Raw genomic sequence first — 15,979 nt, 5'->3', positions numbered from 1 at the left:
GATGCCCTCTGTCCGGTCCTGACTTTTTACAGCAAGCCTTCGGCGCGCAGCAGTTCCTGCATATTTGCTTCGGGCCTTGGGCCGATATGGCTGATCACTTCGCGGGCGCAGACATTGCCGATGCGGGCGCAGGTCTCATAATCGCGACCGGTGGCCAAGCCATACAGGAATCCGGCGGCAAACTGGTCGCCCGCGCCGGTCGCGTCCACCGGCACCACCTTTTCCACCGGAACATCGGTGCGTTGGCAGTCATACAGAACCGTTACCCCGTCACCCGACCGGGTACACACGACCAGAGGGCAGATCGCGGCGGTCTTTGCCAGCGCCTCCTCCAGATCGTCGGTTTCGAACAGCGACTTGATCTCGGCCTCGTTGCCGATGACGAAATCCAGCTCGTTCTCGATCAGCAGCAGGAAATCGACGCGGTGACGTTCCACACAGAACGGGTCCGAAATAGCGATGCCCGCCATTCCGCCGCCTTTGTGACAGTTTCGCGCAGCCTCAAGAAACGCCGCCTTGCCCTTTTCCTTGTCGAACAGATACCCCTCAAGGAACATAAGCTGGCTGTTGCCTGCCACGTCAGCAGAGACGTCCGCCGAGGACAACTCGGACGAAATCCCCAAATAGGTATTCATCGACCGTTCCCCATCGGGCGAGACAAAGATCATTGAGCGCGAGGTCGGCAGTTCGCCACCCGGCACCGGCGGGTTCACGAAATCCACGCCATCCTCGTTCATCGCATCCGCATAGAACCGGCCCAGCGCGTCATCATGCACTCGTCCGATAAACGCGGCATCCAGCCCCAGTGCGCCGGCCCCGGCGATGGTATTTGCCACAGACCCGCCCGGCGTCTGAACCCGACCTTCCATCGAGGCATACAGCACCTCGCCGCGTTCCTGTTCGATCAGCTGCATGATGCCTTTTTCGATGCCCATCAGTTCCAGGAAACTGTCATCGGCCTGGGAAATCACGTCCACAACGGCGTTTCCGATGCCAACAAGCTGGTAGGTTTTCATAGGTTCTTGTCCTCAAATTCGCAGAGATCGCGGATGATACAGGTGCCGCACATGGGTTTGCGCGCCTTACAGTGATAGCGGCCATGCAGGATCAGCCAGTGATGTGCATGCAGCTGGAAATCGGTTGGAATGTTGTCTTCGATGGCACGCTCGACCGCGTCCACGTTTTTGCCCGGGCAGATGCCGCTGCGATTGCCGACACGAAAGATATGGGTGTCCACCGCCTGCGCCGGATAGCGCCACCACATGTTCAGCACCACATTCGCCGTCTTGCGCCCCACCCCCGGCAGCGATTGCAGTGCCGCACGGGAATTGGGCACCTCGCCGCCATAGTCTTCAACCAGAATACGGCTGAGCTTGATGACGTTCTTGGCCTTTTGCCGGAACAGGCCGATGGTCTTGATATGTTCGATCAGGCCGTCTTCGCCCAGATCCAGCATCTTTTGCGGGGTGTCGGCAACCTTGAACAACGCGCGTGTGGCTTTGTTGACGCCCGCGTCCGTCGCCTGCGCAGACAGCGCTACGGCTACGACCAAGGTGTAGACGTTCACATGCTCCAGCTCGCCCTTGGGTTCGGGGTCGGCGTCATGGAAACGCGTAAAGATCTCGCGGATCGTGTGATAATCGAGTTGTTTTGCCATCCGGGCCTTAATGCCGTGTGCGGGCCACAGGGTAAAGAGCGTCAGGGTCGGGTTGCGACAAAGAAATGTGCCTCCTGCGGCACGATAAACACGCCGTCCTGCACATAAGGCGCAAGCCGGGCGGCAATGTCTTCTAATACCTGGTCAATCACGGCCTCTCCTTTGGCACGCATGTCTAGCTCGACCGGTAACGCGAGTACCTGAGCGCTCAGGTCTTCAAACCGACGTTGCAGAACGATGCTGTCATGCGAGGTGATCGAGAAACCGGCGTCTCGCAGCAAAGAGGTGATCACGTCTCCGTCCCGGAACGAAAAGGGTGCGCGAGCCTTTTGTGCCGCGTCGTCACTGACATGCGTTGCCAATGCTTCGGCAAGCGCGTCGTTGAAGGGAGAGATAGCGCGCCAGCATGTTAGGCTCAGGCGCCCGCCCGATTTGAGCACCCGGAATATTTCGGACAGTGCCGCAGGTTTATCCGGGAAGAATTGCAACCCCTGTTGGACGCAAACCAGATCAAAACTCTGAGCGTCAAAGGGCAGTACCGAAACATCGGACGCAACCCATTCCACCCTATGGTCCGTCTGCGTGGTCATGGATTGAGCGATATCAATCATTGATTGGTTCAGATCCGTCCCGACAACACGGCCTTGTCCGGGCAAATGCTCTATAATGACCCGCGTTAACGCTCCGGTTCCGCAGGCAACGTCCAGTACATGTCCGTCCGTTGGCAAATCCAGCCGCTTTACTGTGGCTTCTGCCAATGGAGCGAACATCGCGGGTACCGAGTGATCCTGATATTTACGTGCTGCTGCTTCGGACAGGCGAAAGGCATCAATTGACGACATTGGCAAGCTCCAGAAATGGCGCAAGTTACCAAAGCATGGCCTTTTCGACAAACTGATGGGCGGTTGCGCATGTTCCGGGTCGCTCTGATTGCGTCTGAGGGATTAAGATCAATGCAACGAAGGAGGTGCGATATGAACATCCAGAACGCTGAGTCCGGCTATCATTATAACGTCATGCGGCGCGCGATTGAGTTGATTGATCAGGGCGGTGAGCCCCTCAGCCTGGATGAGCTGGCCCGCCAGATGGACATGAGCCCGGCGCATTTCCAGCGCCTGTTCTCGCGCTGGACCGGGGTATCGCCGAAACGGTATCAGCAATACCTGACACTGGGCCACGCCAAAGCGCTGCTGCGCGAACGGTTCACGACGTTGGAAACCGCCCACAATGTCGGTCTGTCCGGCTCTGGCCGTCTGCACGATCTGTTCCTGAAATGGGAATCCATGAGCCCCGGCGAATATGCCCGCAAAGGGGCAGGACTGACGATTTATTGGGGCTGGTTCGAAAGCCCCTTTGGTCCGGCGCTGGTGATGGGCACCGACAAAGGCATTTGCGGCATGGCCTTCGGCGCCGAGACCGGTGAAGAAGACGCGATGGAGGATATGCTGTCGCGCTGGCCACAGGCGGACTTTGTCGAGGACCCTATGCGCCTGCGCCCCTGGGTACTGAGCGCGTTTGGATCGGTCAGTGATCGGTTGGAGCCGACACCGCTCTACCTGATCGGCTCACCCCTGCAGATCAAAGTTTGGGAGGCTTTGATGCACATCCCATCAGGCCAGGTCACCACCTATTCCGAGATCGCGCAGCGGGTAGGGTCCCCGCAAGCGGTGCGTGCGGTTGGCACGGCTGTGGGGCGCAACCCGGTCAGCTGGCTGATCCCCTGCCACCGGGCGCTGCGGAAATCTGGCGGTTTGGGCGGCTACCATTGGGGCCTGCCGGTCAAACGCGCCATGCTGGCCTATGAGGCTGCACAGGCGGAAGCCTGAAAACAGAGCGAGGCACCGTAAGGTGCCTCACAATTGGATTAATCAAACTTGATTACTCGGTAGCCCAGCCACCGACGGATTTGACTTCCAGAAAGTCCTCCAAGCCCCAAACGCCGCCTTCGCGCCCATTGCCGGATTGCTTCATCCCACCAAACGGTGATCCGGCACTGCGTGACTGGCCATTCATTTCAACCATGCCCGACCGCAGCACCCGCGCCATACGATTGGCGCGCGCGGGGTCTTGTGTCTGGACATAGTTGGTCAGACCATAAGGCGTGTCATTGGCGATCTCGATGGCCTCTTCTTCGGTGTCGAAGGGCATCATGGTCAGGACCGGGCCAAAGATTTCTTCACGCGCGATAGTCATCTGATTATTGGCGTCGGCAAAGACGGTGGGGCGGACGTAGTAGCCCTTGTTCAAACCCTCGGGCCGTCCGGTGCCGCCAGCAACCAGACGCGCGCCCTCATCAATGCCCTGTTGGATCAGGTCCTGAATCTTGGTCCATTGCACCTCGTTCACCACAGGGCCGATATGGCGACCTTCCTCAAGCGCGGGACCAACGGTGACTTTGTTGGCTACCTCTGCCGCAATCTCCACTGCCTGATCATAGATCGGGCGCTGGACCAGCATGCGGCTGGGCGCGTTGCAGCTTTGGCCGGTGTTGTTCATCATGTGCAGCACACCCCGTTTGACCGCCTTTTCATCGGCATCGGCAAAGATTACGTTCGCGCCTTTGCCGCCCAGTTCCAGATGCACTTTCTTCAGCGTTTCGGCTGCAGCCTTGGAAATCGCGGTTCCGGCACGGGTCGATCCGGTAAAGCTGACCATATCCACATCTGGGTGTGCCGAAAGTTGCGAGCCGACGCCCATCCCATCGCCGTTCACCAGGTTGAACACGCCGGGCGGGAATCCTGCAGCGTCCATCATCTCGGCAAAGATCATCGCGTTCAGCGGGCTTTGCTCGGACGGTTTCAGCACCATTGTGCAACCCGCAATTGCCGCCGCGCCGACCTTGAGCGTGATCTGGTTCATCGGCCAGTTCCACGGTGTGATCAGGGCCGCAACGCCGACTGCCTCGTGAATGATGCGGTCATTGGGGGCATGATCGCCCAGCGGGCGTTCGAATTGGAAATCCTTTGCAGCGCGGATGAAGTTCTTGAGGTGATAGATTCCCGCACCTGTCTGCGAACTGCGCGACATATCCAGTGGCGCGCCCATCTCAAGCGACATGGCCTGCGCCAGATCTTCCGAGCGGGTCTGGTAGACCTCAACGAGCTTCTCCATCAGTGCGATCCGTTCCGCAACAGGAGTGGCCATCCAGCTGGGCAGAGCCGCCTTGGCCGTAGCGACTGCGGCATCCGTATCGGCCTGCGCGCCCAACGAGATCACCGCGCAGGGTTCCTCGGACGAGGGGTTGATCACGTGAAAGTCATTGACCGCCGAGGGGGCGACCCACTGACCGTTGATATAGAAATCGCGTTTTTCGATCATGGCGCATCCTCCTGTGCCAACAGCCCGAAGCCGGGAATCGCGGCCACTCTGTCACCGAGGCAAGGGCACGGCAAGGAAAAATTTGATCAAATTATTTGACGCCCTTATGTGGTTTAACAATCGCGCAAAGTGTTTAGGTTTACGGCAATCGACTCGGGTTTTTCACAACAAAGGAGATTCGCCATGGGTTTGCGCATCAACGACACGGTTCCAAACTTCACTGCAGAGACGGATCAGGGTACCATTCAGTTCCATGATTGGATCGGTGACAGCTGGGCGATCCTGTTTTCGCACCCCAAAGATTTTACTCCTGTTTGCACCACCGAGTTTTCGGCTGTGGCGCAGCTGAATGACGAATGGGCGGCCCGCAATACCAAGGTTCTGGGCGTGTCGGTCGACGGGGTCGAGGATCACAAGAAGTGGAAAAAAGACATCGAGGCTTACGGCAACGCCAACCCCGGCTTTCCGATCATCGCCGATGACGGGCTGGCGGTGTCCAAGGCGTTCGACATGCTGCCAGCCGAGGCGTATCTGCCCGACGGTCGCACGCCTGCAGACAGCGCCACGGTGCGCTCGGTCTTTATTATCGGGCCGGACAAGCAGCTGAAACTTTCGATGACCTATCCGATGACCGTGGGCCGGAACTTTGCCGAGATTCTGCGCGCGCTGGACGGATTGCAGATGTCGGCCAAGGGCGTTGCCACGCCTGCCAACTGGGTGCCGGGTGAAGACGTGATCATCCCTCCCGCCGTGTCCAACGACGAAGCGAAAGAAAAGTTCGGCGAGTTCGAAACGATCTTTCCCTATCTGCGCAAGACCAAGGCACCGTCGTAAGGCGGCACCGGGTCCGGGGGGCTGTCTGCCCCCCTCGCGCCTAACGGCGTACTTCTCCCGAAGGTATCTTCAGCCAGATGAAGTACACGGGCGCTGCGGGTGCAGGTGCAGCTTTGCCCGATAAGCTGCGCGTTTGAATTCGCGGGTCAGTTTATCCGACAGCGGCGGTTTGGTTTGGATGGTCGACCCACCGATTTCGCGCGCCACCTCTTGATTACCACTGCCCAGCAGGGCGTGGATGGGTTGGCCGGTCAGCCAGTGCATTTGCATGAAGGTATCTACCGGGCGGTCAATCTGTTCGGTGGCGGCAAGCAATCGTTTGGCCGCGTGTCGACCCACCATCTGACAGACGCATTGCAACCCGATCACCTTGGGCAGGATCAGCCGAAGCCCGTTCTGTTCGGCCAGAGTCTGAACCGGGACCTCGCGCTGCTTTACCGGAATGCGGATATAATGGTCGGGTGTGGCGATCGGGGCCAGAACCTTGAGCGTCTCGGCCATGCGGGCGGGGTCGATACGCAGGTCATCTTCGGTGATGATGGCCAGATCAATTTCTTCATCGACCAGCTTGCGCCAGATGCGGCGATGGCTTTCGAACACGCCGATTTCAGCCGGACGGAGGGGAAAGGGGTAATGCGGGCGGTGCAGATTGCCGGGATGAAGCTGAACACCGGCGATCTGTTCAGGATCACGGCCATTCACGGCCTCGAACAGTTCGGCATTTGGCAGATCGGCGCACAGCTTGTCGGCATTGGGTCGCCGGGCAGTGCTTGAGGACATATGGATTATAAAAGATCGCATGATCCCGTGCATAGAACACGGGACCATGCGGGGGAAGAGGAACCGGATAGAAACTCTGCCCCCGTGCGCACTCAGAACCCGTAGCGCACGCCGACATTGACGCTGAACGTGTCGATATCGTCCTCGACAGAGCCGGTAGAGGCTCCGTTGGGTGCCACGCGGTTGGTTGAGACGCCGAAGGTGCGAGAATAGCGGGTATCGAGGGTTAATGCAGTGGTTTCGTTGACCTCATAAGCCACGCCGGCGATGACTTGGGCTGCAAAGTTCGTCTCACTGTCGTCCAGCCGCACGCCCGGCCCGTAAGAGATGTCGATATCGGAATAGGTTACGCCAAGACCCAGACCCACATAGGGTGTGAAAGCGCTGTTTTGCTTGATGTCGAATAGCACATTGCCAAACAGCGAGGTCTGCGTGATATCGCCCGATGTATTCCCCTCATTTCCGGGACCGTTGCCCGAGAAATTGACGCCGTCCACGTCGTTGTCGCGGTAGGACAATTCCAGTTCGACCCGGGTGCCGATGCGGTCATTAGACCATTGTGGAATTTCCTTGCCAACGGCGATACCCAGCCCATAGCCCGCGTCAAAATCGGTGTCCACGGATTGTGGCGATCCGTTGACCGTGCCGCCGAAGTCGCTGTCTTGCAATTGGCTGTAGCCTGCGAAGCCTTGAATATAAAGGCCATCAGTCAGGCTTTGGGCAGCCAGTGCCGACGCGCTGACCGTCAGGGCCGCCGAGGCGAGAATGAGACGAGAAACCATAACCATGTCCTTTGTTCCGAATTGGGTACAAGGCACATGTGGGCAATTGAGGCGCGAAAAGAAGGCGCGGGAGCTTCACGTTGAGTCACAGGTTATTTGCACGGTGTGAGTGAATAAATCCGCCTTGAATTTCAGATTTGATCTTTTCTGGGCTTGGGCGCTTTGGCCTCGTTCATCAGGGGGGCGGTCAAAAGCTCTTCGACAAAGAAACTGAGCAGTTGAAGCCGCCCCGTGACATCTGCCTTACGATAAATCGCTGCGCTTTGTGCCTTGATCGTCCCTTCTTTGGTCTGCCTGAGTTCTGCGATTTCTGCGATGGACAGCCCTTTGATGGACAGCAGCGCGACATCACGTTCAGCGTCGCTGAGTTGCCATTCGCTGAACTGGTTGTCGATGATTTGGGCAAAGGCACCCTGCGCCACGCCAAGCTGACGCTGCATTTCGCGCACGCGCCGATTTTGCGTGCGTATCAGGGTAATGGTTGCGGCCAGTCCCCCCATCAGCGCCAGCGACAGGACCAGTTCAAACCCGTGCAGATGGCGGAACCCGGCACTTTCGCCTCCGGTCCAATCCAGGACTGCGTCGGTCAAGAAAAAGGCGGCGCAGAGGGCCTGCACCACCAGAAGGAGCCAGAGTAAAGACGTCTGTGAGAGCTTCATGGCGCTCCTTTGATATCGCGCGGTCAGTCGTCGTCTTTTTCGATTTCGATGGCGGTCACCTCGCCATCCGTTTCGGTCAGGACCAGTTCAGTTTCCACGCCATCCTTGCTGAGTTCAACCTCGATCTCACCATCTTCGAATTCGATCTCTTCAATCTGGTACCCCTGCGCCTCTAGGGTCGACCGGATTTCGGCCTCGCTGGTTCCCAGTTTGTCGCCAAGCCCTACGTTGGCCAGAGCCAGGGCCGGGGCAGTTACGATCAGGCCGGTCAGTGTCAGCATCTTGAAGGTTTCCATATCGCATCTCCTTTTGTGCATTGCGTCGATGCGATCGAACTGGGGATGGCCCCCGGCTGCTGCGATTGGATTTTGGTTGAAACTGGCGGGTTTAAACCAAGGTTTACGCCGCAATTTCAACGAAACAAGGGCATTTAGGCCTTACGGTTCTGAACGCAACCAATTTGTGGTAGGGTGTTGTCGGGGGAATAATCTACAGGCATGCGACCAACGACGTCGGGATTTTCAGACTGTGCATAACAGGAGAAGACGATGGGTTTTACTGATTGGTACATTGAAGGCGATGCTTTTGGGAACTGCAACTGCGGGTATGCATGCCCTTGCCAGTTCGAAGAATTGCCAACCCATGGCCATTGCCGCGGGTTTGAAGTGTTGGAAGTTTCAAAGGGGCATTTTGGCGACACGGATCTAAGTGGTACGAAGGCCGCTCTTATCTATGCCTGGCCGGGTCCCATTTTCGAGGGCGGCGGTGAGATGCAGGTGATCATCGATCCAAGTGCCTCGGACGCCCAACGCGCCGCATTGGAAAAGGTCTTTCACGGCGAAGAGACCGAGGAAATGGCGACCCACTGGCATGTTTTCCGTACGATGTGCGACAACGTTCACGAGACTCTGTATGTGCCGATTGATTTTGAGATGGACATGGACGGGCGTACGGCCCAGGTCACCATCGGGGATGTGCTGAAATCTTCCGGCGAACCGATTCAGGCACCGCATGGCGGTGGCCCGCATCGCGTACGGATCGATATCCCCGGCGGTATCGAATTCACCCTGGCCGAGATCGGCAGCGCGTCGACCAAGGCAGACGCGGCGATCAAACTGGACCTGAACGACAGCTACGGTCAGTGGCATGTCATGAAGCACGGGCCGACAGGGGTGGCGCACTGATTGTCGAGCAGCGCCGCATTTGTCCAAAACCCGAATTGCGGCGCAGTTCGCACTACATATCGAGTGTTCGAGCGCCTTTGAATGTCTCGAACCCGTTGGTTGTCTCGGTCAGTTCTGCCTCGTAATGGGCAATCATTGACATTGCGATGGGCTCGATCTGCTCGTGCCAGACTGGCCCTTCGTAGAAGTCATTCTTTAACCGCTCTCTTGCTTCCAAAGAGGGGAAAGCGCGCATCCAGTGTACTTTGTTGGCATCCTCCAGATCGCGGAGTGGCCCAAAAACAAGCATGCCTGCATCGCGCAGAGCAGAGCGGTTATGTTTTTCAAAAAACGCAATAAATTCCTCCCGGAGGCCGGGTTTCAGCGTGTAATGACGAATTTCCAGGATCATTGCATTGCCTCACAGAAGAACTCTTTAACTGTCGCCATGGTTCGAGGACGTTTCAAGGGCAGCCCAAACAAAAAAAGACCCCGGCTTAAACCGGGGTCTTTCCTGTTCGAAATAGAAAGGCAGATTACTCTGCGCTTTCTTCTTTCTTTTCTTTCTTCTCGGGAACGATCTCTTCACCGGTTTCCTGATCGACCACTTTCATCGACAGGCGCACCTTGCCGCGATCGTCAAAGCCCAGCAGCTTGACTTTCACTTCCTGACCTTCCTTCAGAACATCTGACGGATGGTTCAGGCGGCGGTTTTCGATCTGGGACACGTGGACCAGACCGTCGCGCTTGCCAAAGAAGTTTACAAAGGCACCGAAGTCGACGATCTTGACCACTTTACCGGTGTAGATCTGACCTTCTTCCGGCTCAGCGACGATCGAGTGGATCATCTCATAGGCCTTCTTGATCGATTCACCATCGGGCGAGGCGATCTTGATCACACCGTCATCGTTGATGTCGACCTTGGCACCTGAAACCTCAACGATTTCGCGGATGACCTTACCGCCCGAGCCGATCACTTCACGGATCTTGTCGGTCGGGATGTTCATGGTCTCGATGCGCGGGGCGTGGACCGAGAATTCGTTGGTCTCGGACAGGGCTTTGCCCATCTCACCCAGGATGTGCATCCGGCCGTCCTTGGCTTGCGCCAGGGCTTTCTCCATGATCTCGGGTGTGATGCCCGCAACCTTGATGTCCATCTGCAGCGAGGTGATGCCGTTTTCGGTACCCGCCACTTTGAAGTCCATGTCGCCCAGGTGGTCTTCGTCACCCAGAATGTCTGACAGGATGGCGTATTCGCCGTCATCTTCCAGGATCAGACCCATGGCCACACCGGCAACCGGTGCTTTCAGCGGAACGCCCGCATCCATCATCGACAGCGAACCGCCGCAGACCGACGCCATCGAGCTGGAGCCGTTGGATTCGGTGATCTCCGACACGATGCGGATCGTGTAGGGGAAGTCGGTCGCCGCAGGCAGAACCGCCTGCAAAGCGCGCCATGCCAGCTTGCCGTGGCCAATCTCACGACGGCCGGGGCCACCAACGCGGCCGACTTCACCTACCGAATACGGAGGGAAGTTGTAGTGCAGCAGGAAGTTCGATTTGAAGTTGCCGTGCAGCGCGTCGATGAACTGTTCGTCGTCGCCGGTGCCCAGCGTGGTCACGGCCAGCGCCTGTGTCTCACCACGGGTGAACAGGGCGGAACCGTGCGTACGCGGCAGCATCGAGGTTTCCGCAACGATCGAACGGATATCGGTGGTCGAACGACCGTCGATCCGCTTGCCGCCTTTGACGACGTCGCCGCGCAGAATACCTGCTTCCAGCTTTTTCATCGCGGAACCGAGGTTGCCGTCTTCCAGCTGTTCCTCGGTCAGCGCTTCCTTGATCGCTTCACGGGCAGCGGCAACAGCAGCGGTGCGCTCCTGCTTGTCGGTGATCGCGAAGGCAGCGCGCATCTGCTCTTCACCGGCGGCCTTAACGGCAGCGGACAGCTCGGAGTAGTCCGGGGCTTGAAAATCGAACGGCTCTTTCGCGGCTTCCTCAGCCAGCGAGATGATCAGGTCGATGACCGGCTGGATCTGCTCATGCGCGAAGTTAACCGCGCCCAGCATTTCCGCTTCGGACAGCTCATAGGCTTCCGATTCCACCATCATCACGGCGTCTTTGGTGCCGGCAACAACCAGGTCAAGACGCTGTTCAGGGTTCAGGCGCAGGTCCTGCATGTCGTCGACGGTCGGGTTCAGAACGTATTCGCCATCCTCGAAACCAACGCGGGCACCGGCGATCGGGCCGCGGAACGGCGCGCCGGAAATGGTCAGAGCAGCCGAGGCAGCGATCATCGCAACGATGTCGGGATCGTTGACCAGATCGTGGCTGAGGACGGTGCACATCACCAGAACTTCGTTTTTGAAGCCGTCAACGAACAGCGGGCGGATCGGACGGTCGATCAGACGCGCGGTCAGCGTCTCTTTCTCGGTCGGGCGCGCCTCGCGCTTGAAGAAGCCACCCGGAACCTTACCGGCGGCATAGTATTTTTCCTGATAATGCACGGTCAGCGGGAAAAAGTCCTGACCGGGTTTTTGTGCCCGCGCAAAGGTCACGTTTGCCATGACACTGGTCTCGCCCAGCGTGGCAATCACGCTGCCGTCCGCCTGACGGGCAACTTTGCCGGTTTCCAGTGTCAGCGTCTCTTCGCCCCACTGCATAGATTTCTTTGTTACATCAAACATATGCGTATCCTAGATGGGAGCGCTCCCGGCCCTCCGGGTCTCCCGTTTGCATGGCGGCCCCATTGCCGCCGACCCCATTTTAACTTTCGTCTGAGTGCCAGGGTCAGGGCACAACGTCTCAGATATCGCGCGCATACATGAGATTGCGCCCAAAGGAAAGCGAAACCGAACCGGGTTGGCGGTCTGCCGCCCTGCTGAATTCGTGATGATGCCGGCATGGACCTGGGGTGGTACAGGCCGCTAAGGTACGGGGGCATTTCGGGTTTCGGGCGGAGAATGCAGATGACGGCCTGGCTAAAGATTATACCGCTGGCATTGCTGGGTTTCATCGGCCCGGTTTCGGCTGCGCCAGGTGCTGCGTTGGATTGGGCCGCGCTGCCGGACCCGTCGGTCCAGAACTTTGACGACCCGTTTCGCGCGCTTACCCCCGAGCAATTTGATGATCTGTTATTCGCGGTCCGCCTGCGCAGCAGATTGCAGCAAGACGTCGGCAGCGCGGAAGACCGCCAGAAATGGCAAACACTTCTGATGGAAACCGAAGATGCCCTTGCCGCCGACCAGATTGACGTCGACTGGCTGCTGTCCCAGCGCGAAAACGTGTCCGAGCGCCGAAACAAGGCCAACACAAGCGGCAATCCGGGTCTTGACGGTCAGACGGTGACCCTGATGGGTTATGCCATTCCTGCGCCATCGGATGAAGATGGCCAATCGGTGGCTTATCTGGTGCCTAAGCCCGGCATGTGCAGTCACCTGCCACCACCCGCGCCGAACCAGATGATCCGGGTGAAATTGCGCAACGGCTGGACACCGGCCTATACGCATGAACCGGTGCGCCTGACCGGGAAACTAGTCATTGATCCTACGGATCAAGTGATGAACGTTGTTGACGGGTTGGTGTCGATGCGCGCCACGTTCCGGTTGGATGCCGATCTAGTCGAGACGCTGGAAAACAAAGAAGGTCAATCCACCTGGACGCCAACCCTCAAGGACCGGTTGCGCGCGGCGGGCAGTCGTAAAACCCGTGGGGCGCCGTTACAGGATTAATTGCCCGATTTTTTCGTTTTTGGCAGTAAAACCCCTAAAATTGCGTGGATTTTGCGAAATTTTGATGATCGTGTAAGCTCTTACCAGAAGACTCGCGGTCGACATGACGGGAAACGCGCCAAGGGAAAACCAAAAAACTTGCCGTCCACCGACCGAAGACCTTGGCGTTTGCACGCAGCAAACTGAGGGAAAGTCGAATGGCACAAACCAAGAAAATGCTGGATCCGGATCCACGGATCTACGATTTCGAGACCGAATATGAGCTTGGACAGGATAACGTCCGGCCCTTCGGTCTGGATATCCACAACCCGGTCTTTCTGATCTCAAGTATCCTGATCTTTGCCTTTGTTCTGATCGCCTTAGCCAACCAAGAGGCCGCAGCGACGTTCTTTGGCTGGCTCCGGCCCTGGCTGACAAGCACGTTTGATTGGTTCCTGGTCCTGTCCGTGGATGCGATCACGCTGTTCTGCCTGGTGCTGATCATCCTGCCCGTGGGCAAGGTTCGGATCGGCGGCAAAGATGCCAAGCCCGATTATTCCTATGCAGGTTGGATCGCGATGATGTTCGCCGCTGGCATCGGCATCGGTCTGCTGTTCTTTGGAGTGATGGAGCCGGTCTATTACAACTTTGCCGAGGACGGTAATGCCGTGCCACTAGGCATTGATATCGCGGTACCCGGAAATGAATATGCTGGTGTCGTTGGTACCATTCACCACTGGGGTCTTGAAGGTTGGGCGGTTTACGCCGCAGTGGGTCTTAGCCTTGCGATCTTCAGCTACAACCTGGGCCTGCCGTTGACCCTTCGGTCTGCGTTCTACCCAATCCTGGGTGAGCGAGTCTGGGGCTGGTGGGGCCATTTCATCGATACGCTGGCCGTCTTTGCCACCCTGTTCGGCCTGACCACATCATTGGGTCTGGGCGCGCAGCAGGTTGCGGCGGGGCTGTACGAAGTGTTCGGCATCGAATCCAGCCCGACCGTCGTTGTCCTGCTTATTATTGGCATCACCATGATTGCACTGGGCTCGGTCCTGATGGGTATGGATGCAGGCGTCAAACGGCTGAGTGAGATCAACATGATCATGGCCGTAGGGCTGTTCATTTTCGTCATTGTTGTCACTGGAATTGGCACAGCCATCTCACGGTATTTCAACGTGATGACGGATTATGTGCTGCACCTTCCAGCGCTGTCCAACCCGTTCGGACGTGAGGATACCAGCTACTTCCATGGCTGGACCACCTTCTACTGGGCGTGGTGGATCGCATGGTCACCGTTTGTGGGCATGTTTATTGCCCGTATCTCGAAGGGCCGCACGGTACGTGAATTCGTCATCTGCGCCCTGCTTGCGCCGACAGCGGTTTGCGCCCTGTGGATGTCGACATTTGGCGGTGCAGCCATCGACATGCTGAACGCAGGCGGAGCGGAAGGTGTTCGCGCCACGGTGATCGACAGTTATGCCCCCGAAGGCGCGCTGTTCGGCTTCCTGAAAGAGCTGCCACTGTATAGCATCGTGGCCCCAATTGCGCTGGTCCTGATCGTGGTGTTCTTTGTGACCTCGTCGGACTCGGGTTCGCTGGTGATCGACACGATCACGGCGGGCGGCAAGATGGACGCCCCCGTCATCCAGCGCGTGTTCTGGTGTACGCTCGAAGGTCTGGTCGCCATCGCATTGCTGCTGGGCGGTGGCCTTGCCGCCTTGCAAGGCGCAGCGGTGTCGACAGGTATCCCCTTCACGCTGGTGGTTCTGATTATGTGCTACTGCCTGTGGCTGGCACTGAAGTCGGAGAAGGCGAAGATGTGAGGTAATCCCTGACACAACGGAAGCGCTCGCCATCAGGCGGGCGTTTTTTTGTTGCGCCTTAGGTCGGTTCTCGGCCTAAAATCTGAAAGCTTTGTTTTGCTATCAAACAGAAGAATTCTAAGCGGGGAATTCGCCGAACAGAGGTTTTTGATTGCTCTGATGCCGCTGGACAAGCTTTCGCATTTGTTTGCCCTTTTGGGGAATATAACGTGCCGACAGCGCTTGAACCTGCGGGTCGCCGCATCCGGGAAACAAATCCATTATCTCTTGCCGGGCCTCTTCCGAGACTGATTTTATGGCTTCTGGCCCTGTAAAAAGGCTTTCCGTTGGTGTGCCGTTGGACCAGATGATTTCATGCGTATCGAACAGAAGATGGAAATACACCACCCCGTCTGATGTGTTTTCCAATGTCTCAACACCGTCAAGCGGAAGAAGCTTGTTCGCCGGGATCAAGATATCCTTACAATCAAACATGCGCAGAGCGACCGTTGAGGAAACAAGAACACGATGCTGTGGTGAGACGACAAGATCCTGCTTGGGGTATCCTGGCCCCAAGGCACCAGCGCGGATCAAAATCGGTTTAAGTCTCGGCTGGGCCTCAAGTTCAGCGTTGCTGAGACAGCGTGACCCGATCCATCGGATAGGTTTATGGCCATGATCATAGGTCAGAACCTGATCTGACACTTGCAGGTCCTCGACCCGCCTTGGACCATGAAGCGTTTCAATAAAGGTTCCGGACGCAAAGCATAGCACGTCCACAAACTCGCCGCTTGCGTTTGTTGGGCCCGTTTGTGACTGGTTGATGTCAATTTCGTTTTGCCCGCTATCATTCCAAGCCGCAGCAATTGCATCGGTGTTTACGGTCAATCCATTGAACAGCGCCAGCGGTTCCAGCGGCCCGTTGTTCACCTTCACACCAAACAGCGCGATGGTTCCGTCCGGATTTACCTCTAACCGGACGACGGGCTCCCCATTCGTGTTTCCCAGCTGCCAAACGGCAGGTGTGTCGATCTCATACCTGTCACCGTCAGCAAACTGAACCGTTTGGCCCGCGGTTCCAGGTATCTGAAATTGAAGCTCATTTGGGGCTCCGGCAGGCCCGCCGACAAACAGATCGACGTCATTGATCTGAAGACTGAAACTGTTGTCCAGACTATCGAAGTCAATAACGAATCCGCCACCAGGGGACGTATCTGTAAAGTCGGTGGAGCCACCACCACTGATGCTGAAGTCTGTCATTTAATTTTTTTCGGTCC

At 57.4% G+C, this 15,979-nt stretch carries 16 protein-coding genes; 5 read left to right on the top strand and 11 right to left on the bottom strand.

The genetic code is table 11. The features are described 5' to 3' along the window. Positions 1-26 precede the first annotated feature (26 nt). Genes ACR0JB_RS09715 through ACR0JB_RS09705 form a run of 3 tightly spaced genes read right to left on the bottom strand, consistent with a single transcriptional unit; the run spans position 27 to position 2,499 of the window. A complete protein-coding gene (locus ACR0JB_RS09715; protein WP_480789874.1) occupies positions 27-1,016 on the bottom strand; it encodes an adenosine kinase in 990 nt (329 codons plus the stop codon). Next, positions 1,013-1,657, bottom strand: coding sequence for an endonuclease III (gene nth, locus ACR0JB_RS09710; RefSeq protein WP_170349787.1), 645 nt, complete (start codon positions 1,655-1,657; stop codon positions 1,013-1,015). The genes ACR0JB_RS09715 and nth overlap by 4 nt, the downstream gene beginning before the upstream one ends. Positions 1,658-1,698: 41 nt before the next feature. Further along, a complete protein-coding gene (locus tag ACR0JB_RS09705; protein WP_480789873.1) occupies positions 1,699-2,499 on the bottom strand; it encodes a class I SAM-dependent methyltransferase in 801 nt (266 codons plus the stop codon). A 132-nt stretch (positions 2,500-2,631) separates the two neighbouring features. Here ACR0JB_RS09705 and ACR0JB_RS09700 point away from each other — a divergent pair, with 132 nt between their 5' ends. Continuing rightward, entirely contained in the window at positions 2,632-3,483 is an 852-nt protein-coding gene (locus tag ACR0JB_RS09700; protein WP_170396557.1) for a methylated-DNA--[protein]-cysteine S-methyltransferase, read from the top strand. A 52-nt stretch (positions 3,484-3,535) separates the two neighbouring features. Here ACR0JB_RS09700 and ACR0JB_RS09695 read toward each other — a convergent pair whose 3' ends face one another. After that, entirely contained in the window at positions 3,536-4,975 is a 1,440-nt protein-coding gene (locus tag ACR0JB_RS09695; RefSeq protein ID WP_170396555.1) for an aldehyde dehydrogenase family protein, read from the bottom strand. Positions 4,976-5,158: 183 nt separating this feature from the next. On the opposite strand from ACR0JB_RS09695, the gene ACR0JB_RS09690 reads away from it, so the two are divergent. Continuing rightward, the gene (locus ACR0JB_RS09690) at positions 5,159-5,809 is read left to right on the top strand and encodes a peroxiredoxin (RefSeq protein WP_170360748.1); all 651 of its coding nucleotides are present in this window, start codon (positions 5,159-5,161) and stop codon (positions 5,807-5,809) included. Positions 5,810-5,878: 69 nt separating this feature from the next. Here the strand turns inward: ACR0JB_RS09690 and ACR0JB_RS09685 are convergent, their stop codons facing one another. From ACR0JB_RS09685 to ACR0JB_RS09670, 4 genes are all read right to left on the bottom strand, one after another. Beyond that, the gene (locus ACR0JB_RS09685; protein ID WP_170396553.1) at positions 5,879-6,610 is read right to left on the bottom strand and encodes a glycosyltransferase family 25 protein; all 732 of its coding nucleotides are present in this window, start codon (positions 6,608-6,610) and stop codon (positions 5,879-5,881) included. A gap of 71 nt (positions 6,611-6,681) precedes the next feature. After that, positions 6,682-7,371 carry an outer membrane protein gene (locus tag ACR0JB_RS09680; protein ID WP_480789872.1) on the bottom strand — a complete coding sequence of 230 codons (690 nt, stop codon included), beginning with the start codon at positions 7,369-7,371 and terminating at the stop codon, positions 6,682-6,684. 131 nt (positions 7,372-7,502) lie between these two features. Continuing rightward, positions 7,503-8,030 carry a helix-turn-helix transcriptional regulator gene (locus ACR0JB_RS09675; protein WP_170349793.1) on the bottom strand — a complete coding sequence of 176 codons (528 nt, stop codon included), beginning with the start codon at positions 8,028-8,030 and terminating at the stop codon, positions 7,503-7,505. A gap of 23 nt (positions 8,031-8,053) precedes the next feature. Next, on the bottom strand, positions 8,054-8,326 hold the full coding sequence (locus tag ACR0JB_RS09670; protein ID WP_170349794.1) for a PepSY domain-containing protein: 273 nt from the start codon (positions 8,324-8,326) through the stop codon (positions 8,054-8,056). 252 nt (positions 8,327-8,578) lie between these two features. Between ACR0JB_RS09670 and ACR0JB_RS09665 the strand changes: the two genes are divergently transcribed. Next, entirely contained in the window at positions 8,579-9,214 is a 636-nt protein-coding gene (locus ACR0JB_RS09665; protein ID WP_170360738.1) for a DUF1326 domain-containing protein, read from the top strand. Between the two features lie 52 nt (positions 9,215-9,266). Here ACR0JB_RS09665 and ACR0JB_RS09660 read toward each other — a convergent pair whose 3' ends face one another. Together ACR0JB_RS09660 and pnp are read right to left on the bottom strand one after the other, a co-directional pair. Beyond that, complete coding sequence (locus tag ACR0JB_RS09660; RefSeq protein ID WP_170349796.1) at positions 9,267-9,605, bottom strand: NIPSNAP family protein; 339 nt, start codon at positions 9,603-9,605, stop codon at positions 9,267-9,269. 124 nt (positions 9,606-9,729) lie between these two features. Next, complete coding sequence (gene pnp, locus ACR0JB_RS09655; RefSeq protein WP_170396549.1) at positions 9,730-11,880, bottom strand: polyribonucleotide nucleotidyltransferase; 2,151 nt, start codon at positions 11,878-11,880, stop codon at positions 9,730-9,732. A 282-nt stretch (positions 11,881-12,162) separates the two neighbouring features. Here pnp and ACR0JB_RS09650 point away from each other — a divergent pair, with 282 nt between their 5' ends. Next, positions 12,163-12,924 (top strand): DUF3299 domain-containing protein, encoded by a 762-nt coding sequence (locus ACR0JB_RS09650; protein WP_170396547.1) that lies wholly within the window; start codon positions 12,163-12,165, stop codon positions 12,922-12,924. Positions 12,925-13,121: 197 nt separating this feature from the next. Continuing rightward, positions 13,122-14,723 (top strand): BCCT family transporter, encoded by a 1,602-nt coding sequence (locus ACR0JB_RS09645; protein ID WP_170376187.1) that lies wholly within the window; start codon positions 13,122-13,124, stop codon positions 14,721-14,723. A gap of 117 nt (positions 14,724-14,840) precedes the next feature. Here the strand turns inward: ACR0JB_RS09645 and ACR0JB_RS09640 are convergent, their stop codons facing one another. Beyond that, on the bottom strand, positions 14,841-15,962 hold the full coding sequence (locus ACR0JB_RS09640) for a Hint domain-containing protein (protein ID WP_170396545.1): 1,122 nt from the start codon (positions 15,960-15,962) through the stop codon (positions 14,841-14,843). Between the last annotated feature and the right edge of the window lie 17 nt (positions 15,963-15,979).

This window comes from Ruegeria sp. BI7 (assembly GCF_056537925.1).
Note: the sequence above shows the minus strand (reverse complement) of the source record. Positions and strands in the feature narration are given on the sequence as shown.